Source organism: Sphingobacterium bambusae (assembly GCF_033955345.1).
Lineage (GTDB): Bacteria > Bacteroidota > Bacteroidia > Sphingobacteriales > Sphingobacteriaceae > Sphingobacterium > Sphingobacterium bambusae.
In genome coordinates, this window is record NZ_CP138332.1 from 3,182,093 (window position 1) to 3,201,707 (window position 19,615).

The 19,615-nt window shown below is 43.8% G+C and carries 13 protein-coding genes; 8 read left to right on the forward strand and 5 right to left on the reverse strand.

What is annotated here, in order from left to right:
- Positions 1-411: 411 nt before the first annotated feature.
- Both SCB77_RS13255 and SCB77_RS13260 read right to left on the reverse strand, forming a co-directional pair.
- On the reverse strand, positions 412-1,047 hold the full coding sequence (locus tag SCB77_RS13255) for a TetR/AcrR family transcriptional regulator (RefSeq protein WP_320182486.1): 636 nt from the start codon (positions 1,045-1,047) through the stop codon (positions 412-414).
- A 226-nt stretch (positions 1,048-1,273) separates the two neighbouring features.
- Entirely contained in the window at positions 1,274-1,504 is a 231-nt protein-coding gene (locus tag SCB77_RS13260; protein WP_320182487.1) for a hypothetical protein, read from the reverse strand.
- A gap of 26 nt (positions 1,505-1,530) precedes the next feature.
- Between SCB77_RS13260 and SCB77_RS13265 the strand changes: the two genes are divergently transcribed.
- Both SCB77_RS13265 and fbp read left to right on the forward strand, forming a co-directional pair.
- Positions 1,531-2,808, forward strand: a complete 1,278-nt coding sequence (locus tag SCB77_RS13265; protein ID WP_320182488.1) for a hypothetical protein — start codon at positions 1,531-1,533, stop codon at positions 2,806-2,808.
- 94 nt (positions 2,809-2,902) lie between these two features.
- Complete coding sequence (gene fbp / locus SCB77_RS13270) at positions 2,903-3,913, forward strand: class 1 fructose-bisphosphatase (protein WP_320182489.1); 1,011 nt, start codon at positions 2,903-2,905, stop codon at positions 3,911-3,913.
- Positions 3,914-4,027: 114 nt separating this feature from the next.
- On the opposite strand, the gene SCB77_RS13275 is transcribed toward fbp, so the two are convergent.
- Both SCB77_RS13275 and SCB77_RS13280 read right to left on the reverse strand, forming a co-directional pair.
- Positions 4,028-4,402, reverse strand: a complete 375-nt coding sequence (locus SCB77_RS13275; RefSeq protein ID WP_320182490.1) for a hypothetical protein — start codon at positions 4,400-4,402, stop codon at positions 4,028-4,030.
- Positions 4,403-4,447: 45 nt separating this feature from the next.
- Positions 4,448-6,493, reverse strand: coding sequence for an ATP-binding response regulator (locus tag SCB77_RS13280; RefSeq protein ID WP_320182491.1), 2,046 nt, complete (start codon positions 6,491-6,493; stop codon positions 4,448-4,450).
- Positions 6,494-7,062: 569 nt separating this feature from the next.
- On the opposite strand from SCB77_RS13280, the gene nagA reads away from it, so the two are divergent.
- From nagA to SCB77_RS13305, 5 genes are all read left to right on the forward strand, one after another.
- Complete coding sequence (gene nagA / locus SCB77_RS13285) at positions 7,063-8,259, forward strand: N-acetylglucosamine-6-phosphate deacetylase (RefSeq protein ID WP_320186624.1); 1,197 nt, start codon at positions 7,063-7,065, stop codon at positions 8,257-8,259.
- 2 nt (positions 8,260-8,261) lie between these two features.
- Positions 8,262-9,338, forward strand: coding sequence for a LacI family DNA-binding transcriptional regulator (locus SCB77_RS13290; RefSeq protein WP_320182492.1), 1,077 nt, complete (start codon positions 8,262-8,264; stop codon positions 9,336-9,338).
- Positions 9,339-9,574: 236 nt separating this feature from the next.
- Entirely contained in the window at positions 9,575-11,131 is a 1,557-nt protein-coding gene (locus tag SCB77_RS13295; protein ID WP_320182493.1) for a beta-N-acetylhexosaminidase, read from the forward strand.
- Entirely contained in the window at positions 11,132-13,696 is a 2,565-nt protein-coding gene (locus SCB77_RS13300) for a family 20 glycosylhydrolase (protein ID WP_320182494.1), read from the forward strand. It abuts the gene before it with no gap.
- A 4-nt stretch (positions 13,697-13,700) separates the two neighbouring features.
- Complete coding sequence (locus tag SCB77_RS13305) at positions 13,701-15,032, forward strand: sugar MFS transporter (RefSeq protein WP_320182495.1); 1,332 nt, start codon at positions 13,701-13,703, stop codon at positions 15,030-15,032.
- A gap of 20 nt (positions 15,033-15,052) precedes the next feature.
- On the opposite strand, the gene SCB77_RS13310 is transcribed toward SCB77_RS13305, so the two are convergent.
- Positions 15,053-16,090, reverse strand: a complete 1,038-nt coding sequence (locus SCB77_RS13310; protein WP_320182496.1) for a LacI family DNA-binding transcriptional regulator — start codon at positions 16,088-16,090, stop codon at positions 15,053-15,055.
- Positions 16,091-16,603: 513 nt separating this feature from the next.
- Here SCB77_RS13310 and SCB77_RS13315 point away from each other — a divergent pair.
- Positions 16,604-19,615 carry a SusC/RagA family TonB-linked outer membrane protein gene (locus tag SCB77_RS13315; RefSeq protein ID WP_320182497.1) on the forward strand — a complete coding sequence of 1,004 codons (3,012 nt, stop codon included), beginning with the start codon at positions 16,604-16,606 and terminating at the stop codon, positions 19,613-19,615.

A 19,615-nucleotide genomic window follows, 5' to 3' on the forward strand; every position in this document is an offset into this window, starting at 1 on the left:
TGTAACGATAATGCTTGATGTTGGACGCGCGGTAATCACGTGTCCAACGTTTTTTTAATGCATCTCTTTTATGTAAAGATTTTATTGCTGTGAACGTTGCTTTTCGTTATTTAACCGTTTTCTCGTTGCTATGTGGTTGATTTTACGGTTTCGTCCAATCATTTCTACGACGTTTGCCCATGAGGCGTACAATGATCCATATAATAACTACACTGAATGCAGTTACAAGGATTACTCCTGACCAAGTTCCCGTATGAAAGACGAGGTCGGCAACTTGGCAACTGCTTGTCAAACTAGATAGTAGAATAAATGCGGATATATAAGGAGATCTTTGCATAATAATCTTTTTATGTAGTGAACGGTGTTATCAGCAAACCGTTCCAAAAATTCTAAAAACATCCGCACCGCTATTTAACCACTTTTGATTAAAATTCTTTCTAGTGTGTCTTTGATCCGTTTCTTTGTCTGTTCGTCATTTAAATCAAGTCCTAACAATTTTGCGTCTTTGAGACGAGAATTTATTGCGATGAATGTGGTGCCTGCTGCTAGTAGTGCATATAGGACAGGGTCGATATGTTCCGCAAGTTTTTTGTTTTTTTTCAAGATCTCCACAACCACGTTAAGTGTCTTCTCGTGTTGCTTCAACAATGGCAAGGTGAGATCATTTTTGCAGGACATTCCCCAATGCAAAATGCCTTTCCACTCAGGGTCTTGCGTTATTTTCTCGAATTGAATTTCTAGTAAAGAAAAGATATCTTCATCAACAACTTGATGCGGAATGGAAGCCATGTGTTCAGCTAAGCGTAGGGCATTCTCCTTTTGCGATATCTTACGATTTAAGTACGTCCTTATAAGCCCTTCTAGGTTTTCGAAGTAAAGGTAGATGAGCTTAGGATTTAGCTGCGATATCTTCGTAACAGTACTGATGTTTAATTCAGCATATGATTTACGAATTAATATATCGCCTATGCTTTGGATTAATTTCTCCTGCGAACGAGCCTTATCTCGAATACGTCCGCTATCAGGGATGTTTTTTTTCTCTCTCATAATTTTGTTTAGCAAAGAGGTTGTTGTGTAACTGTTTAGTGTTTAGTTTTTTATTCTGTTTCGATAGTCTTAGTTTTTGAGCATTTTGATGCAGGTGAACTCAAGATGTTTAATAAATATGCATATGCCTTCCCTTGTCAGGAGGTATATGAATGTGTTATAATGGTTTCGTTTCTGTTTGTTTTTTTAAATATATAAATTTTTTTTAAAACATAAGTTTTTGATGTTAATTTTTTGTTGTTTGTGTGTTTTTGTTTGCTGATATTAGCTCTTTGGTTATTTGTTTTGCTGTTTTGTTTTCTTTGTGAAATTTTGTTTTGTTTAATTTTACGCAATCGGTTGTTCTTTTTTTGTATATTAATAATATGTTTATAATTACCAAGTTTGTACGCAGATCAATTAAATAATGTTTTGAAGATGAAAAAGAAAATGGCTGTTGCTCTTCTGTTAATAACACAGTGCTTTTTTTTAACGGGTTTATTGATGTCGAATCATCGGGATAAGAGACTGGGCGTAATGTCTCCGCAAGTAGCGGATACTGCCTATGTCAAGAGTTTTTTTCTGCGCAACTTGGAAGTAGAGCGGTTAGGCGAGCTGTCTGCTAGCTATTATCGGCAATGGGTTAAGACTAGTGATTTGGAAGAAAACAAATCGAAATTGTGGTCGCTTTGGGTGGTCGCGAATCAAGCGCGAATGTCAAGTTTTATGGTTGCCGATAGTTTGGGTAAAGAGTTTATTTGGGAATTGCCCTCGGATGAACGTATGAAAGTGGAGACCTTCACGAAAGGGCGTCGTCCGCTGTCTGGATACCCGTTTTTTATCAATTTGCATGGTGGCGGCAGTGACCCTTCTGCTTCCACAGCTTGGGGAGCAGATTTTAATACGGAAGAATGGCGTGCTGCGAAAATGCTCGGTCGACGTTATGCGGATGCACCAAGCTATTATTTCGTACCTAGGATGGCCAATGATAAAAAAGGACGTTGGTATTTGAAGCCACAGCAAATGGCTTGGTTGAGGGCGTGGCAATTGGCCGCGCTATCGAAAGAAGTTAACCCAAATAGAACCTATATCCTTGGGATTTCAGAAGGCGGCTACGGTAGTTTTCGCATGGGCACTTTCTACGCAGATTATTTTGCCGGAATAGGTCCTATGGCTGGTCCCGAAACAGCTGAGGCGGCACCAATAGAGAATTTACGTAATACAGCGATTCGCATTGAAGTTGGTGAGGACGATAGGGGTTTTGGCCGAAATCAAATGGGATTGGATTGGAGACGTCGATTGGATAGTGCATCGCTTTTTAATCCCGGTCAATTTAAGCATGTTGTGAACGTGCAGAAGGGGCGGGGACACGGAATCGACTATAAGGATGTTTCTTCTTGGCTGTCGCAACATACGCGCAAGATTTATCCAGATACGCTTTCATTTTTGTATTACCCAATAGATGGTGCGTACCGTCTAGGCTTCGGTTATGTGCGTCTGGATCATTTGCATAGTGCAGATGGTAGACTGCTCTTTCATTTGGTAAAGCAAGGTAATGTTTACCATGTAACCACAAAAACGATCCGTGGGCAGGTTGATGGTAAGATTGCAATTTATTTAGATAAGGTCGATTATAGGAAGTCTATTGTGGTTTTTGTCAACGGGAAGAGGCGATTTCGGCGTGTGGTTCGACCTAATTTGGGTGTGATGATCGAAAGTTTGGCTCTTTTTGGAGATCCAGAGCGTATCTTTTCGGGGAAAGTAGAAGTTTCAGTCGAATAGCGGAATCCTCTTCTTTGTTTTCGACAGCACAGGATGGTTTTCTTTTTTTTGAACCTTATCTTTAAATAATTACATAGATTAAAACGACTAACCCATGGCTACATTTAAAACCTTAGGACAATTTATTATCGAAAAACAGGCGGATTTTCCATATGCCAAGGGAGAGTTGTCCCGTTTATTGCGGGATATAGGTATTGCCGCAAAGGTAGTTAATCGAGAAGTGAATAAAGCTGGACTCGTGGATATTTTAGGGGACGCCGGACAAGTAAATGTGCAGGGTGAGGGGCAAAAAAAGCTGGATGTATACGCCGATGAGCAGTTTATTCGAGCTCTGCAAAGTGGAGGGGAATGTTGTGTGGTAGCGTCTGAGGAGCACGAGCTTCCTGTCGATATTGATTGGGAGTTTTCAAAGAACGCTAAGTATATTGTGTGTATCGATCCATTGGACGGCTCCAGTAATATTGATGTGAACGTTTCTGTGGGAACGATCTTCTCTATTTACAGGCGTGATTCTTTAGGTGGTAAGCCAACGATGGAGGATATCCTTCAAAAAGGATCCAAACAAGTTGCAGCAGGGTATATCGTGTATGGATCTTCCACCATGCTTGTTTATACAACCGGAAAAGGGGTGAATGGCTTTACGCTTGATCCCAGTATTGGTGAATTCTGCTTGTCCCATCCTTGCATGAAGGTTCCAACCAAAGGACATATTTACTCCATTAACGAAGGTAATTACAGAAAGTTTTCGTCTGGTGTTAAGAAATACATTAAGTATTGTGAAGAGGAAGATGCATCAACGAATAGGCCATACACCTCACGCTATATTGGGTCGTTGGTGGCAGATATTCATCGTAACCTGCTGTTGGGTGGGATCTTTATATATCCTGCGACCTTTACCCATCCAAACGGAAAACTGCGGTTGATGTATGAGTGTAATCCTATTGCCTTTATTATAGAGCAGGCTGGTGGAAAAGCAACAGATGGGCGACAGCGCATTTTGGATATAGAACCAAAGACGCTTCATCAACGCTCAGCCTGTTTTATGGGAAGCTTGGAGATGGTTGAAAAAGTTGAGGAATTTCTACTGGCAGAAGACGTCGATTAGGCGCTCACGGATAATTGGATTTCCTAATTTCATGGTTTAAAAAAGTTGTTTCAAAACGCGACAGGTGGTATTGGGTTGCATTAGCTACGTACCGCCTGTCGCGTTTTGTCTGCATTATCTTTTCCGTTGTTTATAACGTTCTAGCCAGCTCTGCGTCATCGCATTACCCATCTGCCAATCTTCTCCAGGAGCCCATTCAACTACCTTTTTGTCAATGAAATAAATCCATATCGGACGGTCTTCATGCTTCTCGGTGATAAGATTTAGTTCCCTGCGAAGGTATTCATAAACCTCTAGTTCCCCTTCTTCCGTCTTTTGAGCGATAACGATATGATTTGGCTTGCCGATACGCTGAATAACGGTGTCTTGCTGCATGCCAAGGCTTATTCTGCTCATGTCCGCATTGATCATTTGGTATTTCATCGCTCCGCAGGATACGATGAAGAACAGAAATAGTGGTGCTGCGTAAAATAAAATGTTTCTTGACATATAGTTGGTTCTTTTTATTGTTTGACGACAAGTTTAGCGAAAGGCTTAATCCGTATTGAACATTTTTAAGGGGTTTTTGAAAATTCTCGTCTCCAATAATTTGGATATGAACTCGTGTTCGTTCAAGGGTTTGGTCAAGGTGCCGTCAAACTGAAAGGTGCAGTCGCCTTTATAGGCTTCTATATTTTCTGTGTCCGCCGTGCAAAGGAATACGTTGACATCAGCGCTATCCTTCCTGATGCTGCTTAAAACTGACCAACCATTCATGTTAGGCATCAGCATGTCCGTGACAACAACGTCCACATTGTTTACTTTTACATGTGCAATCGCCTCTGCGGGGTCAGTAAAAAATGATACTTGATTCGGTAGGTTTGCAAAACGATGCTTGAGATACATCAAGTTGATCTCGTTGTCGTCGATAAAGGCAATGTTGAGGGTGCTGGGCAGGCTGGCTAAAGTGTATTGCCGTTCTTTGGAGCCTGCATTGCGATAGTTGTGGTACGGGATTTCTAAACGGAAGGTGGAGCCTTTACCTAAACTGCTTTCTACAGCAATCCGGCCATCAAGTTGCTTGGCAAATAAATTCGAGATGTATAGCCCGAGGCCGAAACTCGATTTGGCTTCGGAGCCGGTCATGTAATATTTGCGGAAGACGTGACGTTGATCCTCTCTTGATATGCCTATGCCAGTATCGTGAATACTAATCACTAGTTTTTGCTGTTTATCCACGTTAACGAGATCGGCCGTGAGCGATATTGTTCCTTTTTCGGTATATTTAATAGCGTTAGAAAGAAGATTGGAGGCGATCTGTTTAATTCGGAAGGCGCTTCCCAGAATTTCCATGCCCTCTTCTATGTTAATGTTTTCTTCCAGAGATAAGCCTTTCTTTTGCGCTTGATGACGGTGAAGTTTCAATGTATCGAGTAGAACGCGATGTGGGAAGAAATATGCATTCTTCACTTCTAATTTACCCGCTTCCAGCTTGCTAAGGTTCAGTATGTCATTAATGGAGCTATTTATCATGGTAATCTCCTGTACGACAGCATCAAGGTAGTTTGCGCCAGACTGATGATCATTATGCTCACTTTTAAGCACCTCTATGATACCAAGGAGAGATGAAATTGGCGTGCGCACTTCATGGCTTACATTGGATAATATACTTGTTTTCTCTTCGGCTATGCGCGCTGCATATTCTTTTTCAAGGCGTAATCGTTTTTGGTACCGACTTGCATTGGATTGATAAAAAAAGATAAGCAGTAGCATGACCAGCATAATACTAAGAGCCACGATAAGTTGCTCCTTGAATTCTTGGCTGTTCTCCCTATGCGCTGCGATACCTTTTTTGTCGAACATTCGGGTTTGCTCGACATTTTGTTCTTTCAGATTTTGGATGCCGTTCCTTAGATCCTTCAGTAAGCGATAGTTCGCCTGGATAACTTGACGTTCCTTGTGGATCAATGCGCGGAATCGATTTTTTAGTATACCCGATCCACGTGTATAAATCCGTTGCTGCTCGTTGTTCAGATTTTCAATATTCCGGTACATTGCATCAATTTGGCTGTTGTTGAAATACTGCGTCACGGAATTGGAAACCACGAGTTCATCCTGTGCTTTGAATATTCTTTTCAGAAGTCCTTGTTTTTTGCGAACTACCGTATCCAGGGTTATTTTCTGCGCGGCGGTATCGGCTAGGATACGGCTGACGATGGAATCGGTGCTGATACGCTTGGTGCGCGGGACAGACCATTGATTAACATCCTGTAAAATCTTTAGTGAATCCTGTGAAAGAAATACAAGATCATTAATTGTCTTTCTAAGTTGGATAAATTCCTGTTCGGTCGCTTTTTTCTCTTCGAGTGTCTGGAGATCTCCAACAATCTTGTCATAAGCTTCAGGGAGATTGGAAAGCGAATCGATTGTTCTTTTAATGTCATCCAGCTTGCTATTATAGCGATCATAGGTTTCCATATCGAAATTAGTCGTGAAAAGTCGAAATAGATTGTCAGCTTCGCTGTATTCTACAAATAACCCGTAAAGAGCTGTAGATCGATCTTCACTGTAGCTGTTTGCAGCTGTGACGTGATCGCTCAATTTTTCAAATGCTAAATATTGCCGTACAAATAAATAGCTAAGGAAAATGAAAGAAGCTATTAATGTTCCTGTTACGAAAATCCTTAAGTAGAATAATGGTTTGCTTTTGCTTAACACGGTTTAACGTTTTTGCAAAGGTAATCATTAAGGATGTCTTAAAAATCGTTGTAGTATAGGATAGCGGTAAAAATGTGGTTTCTTGTCGTGTTTTTTAAATTTTTGTAGAGATACAGCTATGCTTGCCCATCTTTCGACCGACGATTGAGATGTCATATGCGCTGTTGTGTAAAACATTTATTTGTTGCGGCAGGGGCGTCCAGTCAGTCATCGCCCAATGGCATTGGAAAGGTTTATTGTGCAGATACAACATTTCGTTTTGACGTTTTGTTAAGATAGGACAGGTGAAATTTGGCGGATACATGGTTGTAAGCCCTTGCAATGCGAGGATAGTTCGATATTTGCTGATACTGTAGCTACCATGTAGCCTCAAAAACGAAAATGCTATTTTAACGATTATATGCGCGTTTTTTTTCATTTTTACTATCTTCGTGTACGTTACCGGATTTATGATGACTAAAAAAATTATTTTTAATGGACGTTTATTAGCCGCACAGGGAGTGCTGGAACAGGCTTCCATTGGAATGATGTCTGGCAAAATTGTATCGCCCGGTTGTATAGCTGAATGGGGTGACGATGTGGAGCGGATAGATGCAAATGGATTATTTATTGCTCCCGGATTTATTGATCTGCATGTGCATGGTGGGGGCGGAGCAGATTTTATGGACGGTACCGTTGACGCATTTCTGCAGGTAGCTGAAACGCATGTGAAATTTGGAACGACAGCGCTGAGTCCGACTACCTTGACCAGTGAGCTAGCCGACCTTTTTCGTATTTTGGACGCCTATTCGGAAGCAAAAAAATGCAATACGAAAGGTGCTGAGTTTATTGGTGTACATTTGGAAGGTCCTTATTTTGCCCTTAATCAACGTGGCGCGCAGAATCCAGCCTACATCCGCAATCCTGATCCGGAAGAATATAGGAAGATTATGGCCTATTCCGATGATATTGCCCGTTGGAGTGCGGCGCCGGAACTGCCTGGAGCGCTGGAGTTTGGTCGTTATGTGAAAAGCTGTGGAAAGTTGCTTGCCCTAGCACATACCGATGCAACTTATGATGAAGCTTTGGCCGGTTTTAACGTGGGTTACAGCCTTGCTACCCATTTCTATTCAGCGATGTCTAGTGTCACACGGAAAGACGCTCGCCGTATTGCAGGAACCGTCGAAGCGGGTTATTTGATCGATGAAATGGATGTTGAAGTTATAGCGGATGGTGTTCATGTGCCAGCGCCATTGTTGAAGCTGATCTATAAAATCAAAGGTCCCGATCGGATCGCTTTGGTAACCGATGCCATGCGTGCGGCTGGAATGGATGTTCGTGAAAGTGTGTTGGGGAATGAGCGCACGGGGCTGCGTGTCATTGTGGAAGATGGGGTGGCCAAGCTACCCGATCGTACCGCATTTGCCGGCAGTGTGGCCACGGCGAACCGATTGGTGCGTACCATGATGCGTGAAGGTGAGGTGCCTTTGCTGGATGCGGTCAAGATGATGACTGAGACACCTGCACGTATTGCTGGGCTATTAGATCGAAAGGGTACATTGGATGTTGGTAAAGATGCGGATGTTGTCTTGTTTGATGCGGATATCAATATAGCCATGACTATCGTGAATGGTGACATTAGATATAAAAACAAAGATATTAAGATTTAGAAATGTACTATTATATGGATGAAGGACAGGAAAGAAGTTTAGTCGGCGTTAAAGAGATTGCGCGCAGAGCAGGGGTTTCCATTGCTACGGTCGACCGTGTGCTGCATGATAGAACAGGCGTTTCGCAGGCCACAAAAACAAAAATTCTAGCGATTATAAAAGAGCTGGATTACCAGCCTAATATCTTTGCCCGTCGATTGTCTTCCAACAAGAAGATGCGTATTGCAGTGTTGATTCCGTCGGCGTCTGAAGCATCTGCTTTTTGGGAGCTGCCTCTTCAAGGTGTGCGGAATGCCGCACAAGAGGTTGCACAGTATGGTATCGTCGTTCAGGAATTTTTGTTTGATCAAGATGATGCAGCTACGTTTGATGTACAAGCTGGCAACGTGCTTGAAGGACGTTTCGATGCGGTTATTTTGGCGCCCATGTTTGTAGATCGTGCAGAGGCTTTTCTAGATGCATGTGATCGAACGAGGATCCCCTATGTGCTGATCAACTCTGATATGCCCGAGCGCGAAACGCGCTGTTATTACGGTCCAGATCTTTACCAAAGTGGAAAAATGGCTGGACATCTGTTACGTTATTTAGCGCCCGAGGGCGATATTTTACTGATCAATATTTCGAAGGAAATGGACGCGCATCATCACTTGCTGAGGAAGGAGGAAGGCTTGCGCGCGTATTTTTCTATAAATCGACTGGAACGTAGCATCCATAAAGTGGACATACGTGACACGGCTTACTCGGCGATTGCAGCAGCCTTGGATGATTTGCTCAAAGAAGAAGCGCAAATCCAAGCCATATTCGTTACAAACTCACGCGTTGCATCGGTAGCTCGCTATTTGGAAGAACATGACTTAGCGCATAAGATTTTGATCGGCTATGATTTTATTCCTGAGAATGTACGCTATCTGGAGCATGATGTTATCGACTTCTTGATTTGCCAAAAACCAGCAGAACAAGGTTATCGTGCTATTAATGCGCTATACAATAAATTGATTTATGGGGTGGATATGAAGCAGCTTAACTATATGCCGATCGATTTGCTGACTAAGGAAAATTTGAAAGGTTACCAGAACTAGTCTGCTCAGGTAACCTTCGGTTGAAAACAAGAATTGTTTATTAGAAATAAAAGCTTTCCTGATTTTTCTTGCAATCATAAAAGCTTTTATTTACCTTCGTTAACGTTACCGAAGCTATGGAGGAGCTGTTGCCCCTTCTTTTTTTGGATAATTTACGGTAACGTTACCGTGCCGCTAACTGAATGTCGACTTTGTTACTTTTCTAAAGAAGTATGCAATGGGATTAAAACTGTAAAATGATGAAATCTTATAAAATTATACGCGCGTTACTGTTTGCCTGCATGCTGTTGCTTTTAAGCCTCAGCGCAACAATGGCACAGAAGAGTCCAGATCAAGATTTTGCCGTAAAAGGGTTTCATTTGGATTTGCGTATCCAAGTGATGCCGATGAGCACGCTAAAGCTCTTTGCAAGGAATCTATCACAACACGGTGTTAACACGTTGATCATGGAATGGGAGGCTACTTATCCATTCGAAAAGCATCCTTTGATTGCCAATCGTTTTGCCTACAGCAGAGCGGAGATTAAAGAATTTATCAACTATTGCAAAGAGATACAGCTAGACGTGATACCGCTGCAGCAGAGTTTTGGCCATGTTGAATACATCCTTCGCCATTTCAGGTACAAAGAGCTGCGTGAAGATCAAAAAGATTATTCGCAGATCAACCCATTAAAAGAAGATCTTGCTAAAGAGCTGTTCATGGATCTTTATAAGGATCTTGTGTCTACCCATACCTCGAATTATATTCATATAGGGGGAGATGAAACTTATCTTTTGGGACACTCTGAGGCCTCGAAGAAGAAAGTCGCGGCTGTGGGTAAAGGTCGTCTGTATGGTGATTATATCAAACTGCTCTGCGATATCGTCGTGAGCCTCGGCAAGAGACCGGTGTTATGGGCAGATATCGCCATGAAATATCCTGACGCCCTGCAGGGGCTACCGAAGGAAACAATTTTTGTGGACTGGAATTATGGTTGGGACATTAATATGTTCGGAAAGCATGATAATTTGTTGAAGAGCGGGTTTGAGATATGGGGAGCGCCCTCTATTCGAAGCCATCCAGATAATTATTTCCTGACTCAATGGGATAAACATTTTTCCAACATCCGGGATTTTGTACCACTCGCAAGGCAGTTCGGTTACAAAGGTATGGTGATGACTTCTTGGTCTACCTCGGGGCTTTATGCCCCTGTTTGGGAAACAACTCGCGATATCGTAGACCTATACACCATAAGGCGGGTGTACCCCATTTCGGGCTTTAATATGTTGATTGCAGCCTATTTTGAAGCGTTGAAGAACCCAAAGCCTTTGCAGACGGTGGATTTTGTGCAGCAATACGCAGAGAAAACCTATGGCCTGTCCCGGCAGGAGTCAAGGCGATTTTGGGAAGTCTTGAAGGCTATACCGTATGAGATCAATCAAGGAACGATCAGTTCAGCCGACGTTTCACTAGATGCTTTGGTAGACAGTGCTACTCTGGTCTCGGAAACATTGCGCAAAATGAAGGTGAAGGTGAATCAAGATGAATTTGAGCATTACCGATTAATGGCTGATATCCGGCTGCAATATCTGCACTATGCAGCAATCGAACGTGATGTTAATGCTGCCAGTTTTAGCGACAATGATATTCCCAATATTCTAGCAAGACTGGAACGATTGGATACGGCTAGCCTCGACAAGCGGTTTGTGCAGTTGAACAGTGCCGTTCTGCATCCTGCAGAGTTGCAACAGGAGAATGAATTAAGAAACAGCAAGATCAAAATTTTGCATGCACGACTATCAAGAAACAAATAAATGAATAAACGAATGAAGGCGATCTACTTTTTGTTTATCATGCTTTTGCTTGGCAAGAGCGGGATATGTCAACAGCGTGATACCCTTGCGCTGGAGGTTAGTTGGCAACCTTTGGAGAACAATTACTTGGGAAAAGAGCAGGCCTTGTCGGTTTTGCAGCTCAAGAATAATAGTTCGTTGACGTTACATGGTGATTGGGAGATCTATTTTAACTTCATCCGTATCATTAGCCCTAAAAATCAGGAACAATCGTTGACGATCACTCATCTTAATGGCGACTCTTTTAAGTTGCAGGCAAAAGAGAAAATGCATGCGTTGAAACCGGGAGATAGCGTTCGATACAATATGCTCTCGGCTTCTTGGTTGGTCAATATAAACGACGCGCCACAGGGGTTTTACATCAAGTGGGCGAATGGGCATATGCAGCCCCTGCCGAAGGTAAAAGTTCTTGCCTCAGCGGACGACAGAAAGTTCTTTCGCGTGGGTGGCGATTTTGAGATGACGCCCGCTAGGCTTTTCGCCAAAAACGAAAGCCTGCCATCCGATAATTCCGAAATTTTGCCGTCGGTGTTTCCGTCTCCCCAACACTACACCCCGAAAAGCGGGGCTTATCATTTCGATCGAGCTTTTGTTTGTTCCGACCCTGCGTTTGCCCAAGAGGCACATCAGTTGAACGACATGTTTTATACATTGTTAGGAACCCGTTTTCCGCTATTGGCCAAAGACAAGAATGTGCCAAAGTATGGCCTGGTGCTTCATAAGGTGGATGGCCTAGGCGAAGAAGCCTATCGGCTAGAAGTGAAGTCCGATGGTGTTGATATTTATGCATCTCATCGGAAAGGAGCCTTTTATGCGGTGCAGAGTCTTAAATCCATGATCTATACGCAAAAGTTGAATAAAGCTACTTCGATTTTGCTTCCCTGTGTATCCATCAGCGATGCGCCCCGTTTTGGGCGCAGGGCGTTGATGCTTGATGTGGCACGAAACTTCCAATCCAAGGAGCAGATCAAGAAAATATTGGATCTTATGGCGCTTTATAAGTTGAATACGCTCCATTTCCATTTGAACGATGATGAAGGATGGCGTTTGGAAATTCCTCCTTTGCCAGAGCTCACCCAAGTAGGTGGTAGGCGGGGAGACCTCGAGGGCAGCTCGGGCGAGCGTTTGCCTCCCTCATACGGCTCTGGACCCTACATAGACGAGCTTCCGGGGTCAGGGCATTATTCAAAGGCTGATTTTATCGAACTCTTACGCTACGCGAAGGAGAGACAGATCGATATTATTCCGGAAATTGAGACTCCAGGACATGCTCGAGCCGCTATTCAAGCTATGGAGAACCGCTATCAGAAATATGCTGAGCAAGGAGATATGCAGGAGGCTCGAAAGTATTTGCTGCGCGATACAGGTGATAGTTCGGTGTACCGTTCGGTACAGAAGTGGAACGATAACGTGATGGACGTGTCCTTGCCTTCTGTCTATAATTTTTTGGAGGTGGTCGTCGACGAGTTATTGGCCATGTATCAAGAGGCAGGCATTAAATTGGAAACGGTACATCTGGGAGGTGACGAGGTGCCACAGGGCGTATGGGAGAGATCGCCTGCATTGGAAAAATTGAAACATTCCAATGCTAAGGTGCAAAGCGCTGATGATCTTTGGGATTATTACTTCGGAAGAGCACAGGAGATTTTAGCACAACGCAATCTCTACATGACCGGTTGGGAAGAGGTGGGGCTACATAAAGTCGCAGATGCAAACGGTAAAAAGAAATGGATGCCCAACGAGAATTTCAAAAATCATAATATTCACCTCAATGTATGGAATAATCTCTTGGGCAATGAAGATTTAGCGTATCGATTGGCGAATGCGGGCTATAAAGTAGTGCTTTCTTTTGTTAGCAATTTCTATATGGACATGGCCTACTATAAGAAGTTTGATGAGCCCGGATTTTACTGGGGTGGTTTTATCGGACTGGATAAGCTCTTTAGCTTTATTCCTTACAATTACCTCAAGAATCAGCAGTTGAACTATTTGGATCGTCCATTAAGCGCGGCTACGTTAGGAGGGGCTGAAAAGCTGACGGAAGAGGGGGCGCGCAACATTGTTGGGCTACAAGCTTTATTGTGGTCCGAAACGGTGAAAACGCCCACACAAATGGAATATCTCCTCTTTCCGAGGTTATTGGCCTTTGCTGAAAAGGCTTGGGCAAAAGAGGCGGTTTGGGAAGCAGAAGCAGATTCTACAAGATATCGGAAGCAGTTTGATCAGTCCCTTGCAAATTTTTATAGTGTTGTGGGCAAACAGGAGCTGCCGAAATTAGATCATGTAACGAGCGGCGTAAACTATCGTATTCCATCCGTTGGGGTTAAAATTAGTGAAGGATCCGTATATGCAAACTGTGAATTGCCGGGATTCTTTATTCGGTATACAACAGATGGCAAGTCGCCAACGGCAAATAGCCCAATCTACGAAGCTGCCCTGCCTTATCAAAAAGGTCTTGTCTTCGCGGCTTTCAATGCTATGGGGCGTTGTGGTGCGCTAACAGTCGTTGATAATAACAAAGAATAGGAGAATGAAACAGCAACAAGTCGTCGTTACGGCAGCATCGTTAAGCAGGAAAGACACCGTTATATCTATTGCCATAATTGGATTGTTGTTTTTTATTTTTGGTTTTGTTACTTGGATAAATGCCATTCTGATACCCTACTTCAAGATCGCTTGTGAGCTCAATAATTTTGAATCCTACCTCGTTGCTTTCGCCTTTTACATTGCATATTTAGTAATGTCGCTGCCCGCGGGCTACATACTGAAGCGGATTGGATTCAAACGGGGGATAATGTATGGATTTTGGGTTATGGCAATTGGTGCTGCGTTGTTTGTGCCGGCGGCGCTCGGCCGTACCTACGGCCTGTTTCTTGCAGGCCTTTTCACGTTGGGTGTCGGCCTCGCGATCTTACAAACTGCTGCAAATCCATATATTACGGTGCTTGGCGATAAAGAGCGGGCTGCGCAACGCTTTAGCGTTATGGGGATATGTAATAAGTTTGCAGGTATCGTGGCGCCTTTGTTGTTTGCTGCTGCAGTGTTAAAGCCAACGGATAATGCGCTGTTTGAACAACTGAAAACCATGGAGGGGCTAGTCAAAGAGCATGCCTTGGATGCGCTTATTGCCCGGGTGATGTTGCCGTATGCGATTGTGGCTGTTGTTCTCCTCTTGTTGGGGATTTTTGTACGGTTTTCACCATTGCCAGAAATCGATACGGATACCGAGGATGAGCAGCTTTCCTCGTCGAATGCCGGCAAGAAAACGGTATTGGATTTTCCGCATCTTGTCTTGGGGAGTGTGGCAATTTTCTTTCATGTGGGATCACAGGTCATCGCGGTAGACAGCATCATTAATTATGTGTCTTCAACAGGTGTTCCTTTTTTGGAGGCCAAGGTTTTTCCGTCTTATACGCTCAGCGCGACCATTATCGGATACATGTTGGGAATACTCTGTGTGCCTCGCTTCATCAGTCAGTTGCTGGCCTTGAAGGTTTGCACAATTGCGGGATTAATGTTTAGTTTTCTGGTTATTTTTTCAAACGGGCGTGTCGCTGTTTTAGGCCACGAGACATCGATATCCGTTTGGTTTGTGGTGTTGTTAGGTTTTGCCAATTCCATGATTTGGGCCGGTGTTTGGCCGCTAGCCTTGTCCAACCTGGGGCGTTTCCTCAAGATCGGAGCTTCACTGCTCATTATGGCGCTTTGCGGAAATGCCATCATGCCCTTGCTATATGGTTATTTCGCAGATGTCTATGGGCTGAAAATGGCCTACTGGGTATTGGTTCCCTGCTATGTTTACTTGATCTTTTATGCCTTTCGTGGCTATAAGTTAGTCGCTTGGCGAAAGATAAAAATGTAGTCCAGACCTAGCGGTAAATACTACTGTTCCATAGTCGATTCGCGGACGATAAGTTCGGTCTTTAGCGTGATAACCTGATAATCGATCACATCGATTTCATTCTCCTCGATCTGTTGAATCAGCAACCTGCCAGTGGCTTCTCCCATCTGGAAAGCGCGGTCGTTAATGGTTGTAATGTGTGGTTCCACGATCATGGAAATAGGATAATTACTGAATCCTACCACAGCGACTTCTTTTGGAATAGCTATATCTTTCTTGTTCAGTGTCTGAATAACCGCTGCTGCGGTATAATCGTTTGCGCAAAAGACTCCGTCCGGATTTAATGAAGTGGACAGGATTTTTACCGCGCAGTCTACGCCCTCTTGATAGCTTAGGTGCTGGGCCTCTACGATAAGCTCTTCGTAAATAGGAAGCCCATGGGCGCTGATCGCTGCCTTGAAGCCTTCCAGTCGTTTTCTGAAAATGCCCGTAGATTGATTGCCGGCAATGTGGGCAAGTCTTGTTTTTCCCTGTTGTATCAGGTGCTCGGTCGCTAGGTAGGCCGATTCAAAGTCGTTGATCATGACTTTGTTGGTTTCGAACGTGTCGGGCGTTCGATCGTAGAAAACCAGGGGGATTTTTGACTTCAGCAATTTCTTGAAGTGATCGTAGTTTTTCGTTTCCATGGCCAAGCATACGATAATGCCTTCTACCATTTTGGTCTGTAATATTTTAACAATCTCTTTTTCTCGTTTGTAGGAGTCTTGCGATTGAAATATGGTGACATGGTAGCCACTTTTATATGCAAATTCTTCAATGCCGCTGATGACTCGAGAATGAAAGTCTATGTCGATACGAGGAACAATCACGCCTATTGCTTTCGTTTTCTTGCTCCTGAAACTTGAGGCTATAGAGTTTGGTGCAAAGCCCAGTTTATCTGCCATCCCATTTACAAGTTCTTTCGTTTGGTCACTGATGCCTGGATGGCCTGCCAATGCTCTCGAAATGGTAGAAGTGGATAAGTTTAGTTCTTGCGCGAGATCCTTGATGGTAATGCGTGTAGCTTTTTTGTGCTTCATGTTCCCTGAAAATAAGTCGTTGCTTAGCCTTGCCCTTCCTCTATAACAAGTGGTATAGCGTTTAATTTGCCTCTAATATAGGATTATTCTTTTAGTTTACGTTTAGCCGGCCACGCGATATCTTTACCGATTCTTTCGTTTTATCTGCGTTTTACGTTACTGTACGCCAGTAATTGTCTTTTTCTCCATTTATTTGTAACAAACGTTTGCATAAAAAGAATTTTTTATCGCATCAATATCGTTATCTTGATATTTTAATTTTTAAGGGTTTAATCTTGTATAGGCTTATTTTTGTTGATTTTAGATTATGTTTTTTAAAATTAAATGCTCATAATTTTTTATGCAATCATTTGCATAAATTGTTGCAATATATTACATTTGGTTATACGAATACTACGGATTACAAAACCTGAAATCTTTTACGTTATGAATGTACTTACTAGCCGAGCTTACCCTATTTCTAGACGAAATAGGATTTTAGAAAGAGTTTGTGTCTTTCTTGTTTTAAATCTCTTGTTGTTTAATCATGTTTTCGCGCAAACGCGAACGGTCACCGGCCAAGTGACGGATGCTGACAGTGGGCGGCCGCTACTTGGCGTGAGTGTTTTTGTGAAGGGAACCAGTCGTGGGACGAGCACCGGCGAAGGTGGACGTTTCTCGCTTGTAGGTGTGCAGGCAGGAGAGGTGGTTAATGTGGCCTTGATTGGATACGTCGCGCAGGATGTGACCATCGGGCAGCAGCAAACAATTAACATCATGTTAAAACCGTCCACAAATGTGTTGGAGGAAATGGTGGTTGTGGGTTATGGGCAGCAGAAAAAGCGGAACTTAACGGGGTCAGTGGTGTCGGTTGGTGCAGACGAAATTGAGAAAACAACCCTGCAAGATCCTATTTCTATTTTGCAGGGACGTGCTGCTGGTGTGCAGGTGACGTCCAATTCCGGGGCGCCGGGCGGCGAGATGACGATCCGAGTGCGTGGAAATTCTTCCTTGAATTCTGGGAACAATCCGCTTTTTGTGGTGGACGGTATTCCTATAGAATCTAATTCGATGTCCTCGCTCAATGGTTCGGAAAATTTCGGACTGAATCCCTTAGCCGATCTTAACCCTACGGATATAGCTTCCATCGAAATATTGAAGGATGCAGCTTCCACGGCAATCTATGGATCGCGTGCGGCGAACGGGGTGGTGATGATTACCACCAAACGTGGTGCCGAGGGGAAAGCGGAGGTCAACTTGAATGTCACCTCGGGCGTAAGCGCGATTACAAGGAAGCTCAGCGTCCTCAACGCAAGCCAGTACCGGCAGCTCATCTTGGATTCTTATACCAACTTGGGCACAACGGAAGAGCCTTATTATACCATTATTGATTCGCTCAACCCGATGAACAATGGCGATGTCGATTGGCAGGAAGAGCTTATGCGCCCTGCTGGACAGTACAAAGTGGATCTTTCGGTGCGTGGAGGCAATAAAAGTACCCGATACGCTTGGAGCTCATCCTACTTGGATCAAGATGGTATCATCCTAAATTCAAATTACAAGCGGATCACCTCGCGCCTAAACGTGGACTTTGATATTTCGGACAAACTCACCGTGGGGCAGAGCATATCGTTTACCAACGCTACAAACAACCGCATCAATGCCGGTGGTGTCGGCAATCTCAGCGTGATCCGTGAACTGCTCGTTCGCCCGCCGATTATGTCGATGTATCTTCCCGATGGATCCTTAAACGGCTATTCACTTGGTCGTCGAAATCCTGTCGGTATTGCATTGTATGCCACACACCTGAACAAAAGTAATCGCCTAATCGGTAGCCAATATTTGGAATACAAAATTATAAAAGACCTTAAATTCCGAAGTAACCTGAATTTTGACTATACCGCTATGAAGGAAGATGAGTTTATGCCATCGACGCTCGATTATCGGGAAGGTTACAATACAGGAGCGGTGCGTTCTACCGGAAACCTGACTTGGGGTAATGAAAGTTACTTTAGCTATAATAAAACCTTCGGTGAGGGGCACAATGTTGGTGCCGTGGCCGGGATGAGTTTTCAGCAATGGCGCTATGATCGTACAGGACTGGATGGGATGTTTTTTCCGAGTGATAACATCCGTACCCTGAATGCCGCAGGCGTGATATCAAACCAGGGAGTGAATGTTGCTTCGGAGCATGCCATGCTATCCTATTTTGGCCGTGTGTCCTACGATTATATGTCTCGGTATTTAGCCGAGGTCAACCTACGCGCAGATGGCTCCTCTCGCTTCGGACGCGACCAGCGCTTCGGTTATTTTCCTTCGGCTTCGGTTGGCTGGCGCTTTTCCGAAGAGGCGGGTATCAACAACCTGAGTTTTCTGAGTGACGGTAAGTTGCGCTTCAGTGCGGGGATGACCGGTAATGAAGCTATTGGCGATTATACGGCACAGGGTGAATTTAGTTTGGACGGAAATTATTTGGACTTCGCAGGAGCTGTTCCAACCGTGATGCCCAATGCTGCGCTTACTTGGGAAACAACCACGCAGTATAATGCCGGTATCGACCTTGCCTTTCTGTCCAACCGCTTGATATTGAATGCCGATTTCTATGTGAAGAACACGAAGGATCTCTTGTACAATGTGCCTATCCCAAACACGACGGGTTTCAGCTATATTACGCAGAATATAGGTTCTATACAAAATAGAGGTGCTGAATTTTTACTGAGCAGCAAAAACCTACAGGGCAAGTTTAGTTGGGGCACAAACCTCAATATCAGTTTGAACAGGAACAAGGTGACTTCCCTTCCCGAAAATCTCTTGACCAACGGCTATATTCAAAATGGTACCTATCATATCTTGCAAGAAGGCCTACCTATCGGTGTGTTCTACGGTTGGCGTTTTGATGGTGTCTACGCTTCTGATCAAGATAATGTTAATAGTGTTACCCACGGCGCCTCGGGTCCTGCTTTTCAAGGGGGTGACCCGATATGGCACGACCTCAATGGAGACAATATCATCAATCAGGATGATAGGCAGATTATCGGTTATGCAGAACCTAAGTTTTTTGGGGGTATATCCAACGATTTTAGCTATAAAAACTTTTCGTTGAATGTTTTCTTTCAGTTTGCTACAGGCAATGATATATATAGCGAAATAAATCACCAGCGTAATTCCGTTGTCCGCTACAACAATCTGTCGACAGATGCCTTGACAAGATGGCGGCAGCAGGGAGATGTTACTAACTTTCCGAAGCCTGTTCGAGATGATCCTAGGCAGTCGGATAGCCGTGTACAGAGCCGCTGGGTGGAAGATGGTTCCTACATCAAACTCAAGAATGTCAACTTCCGCTATACATTTGCCTCTTCACTGGTGCAACGCATAGGGCTGCGTAAGGTCGACGCTTTTGTTACGGCAACGAACCTCATTACTTGGACGCGATACACCGGGTTTGATCCGGATGTCAATTCCTATTCGGGTCTTCGTGTAGGGATTGACGAAGGCTCTTATCCACAGAGCCGGACCTTTATTTTCGGATTGAACATAGGCCTTTAA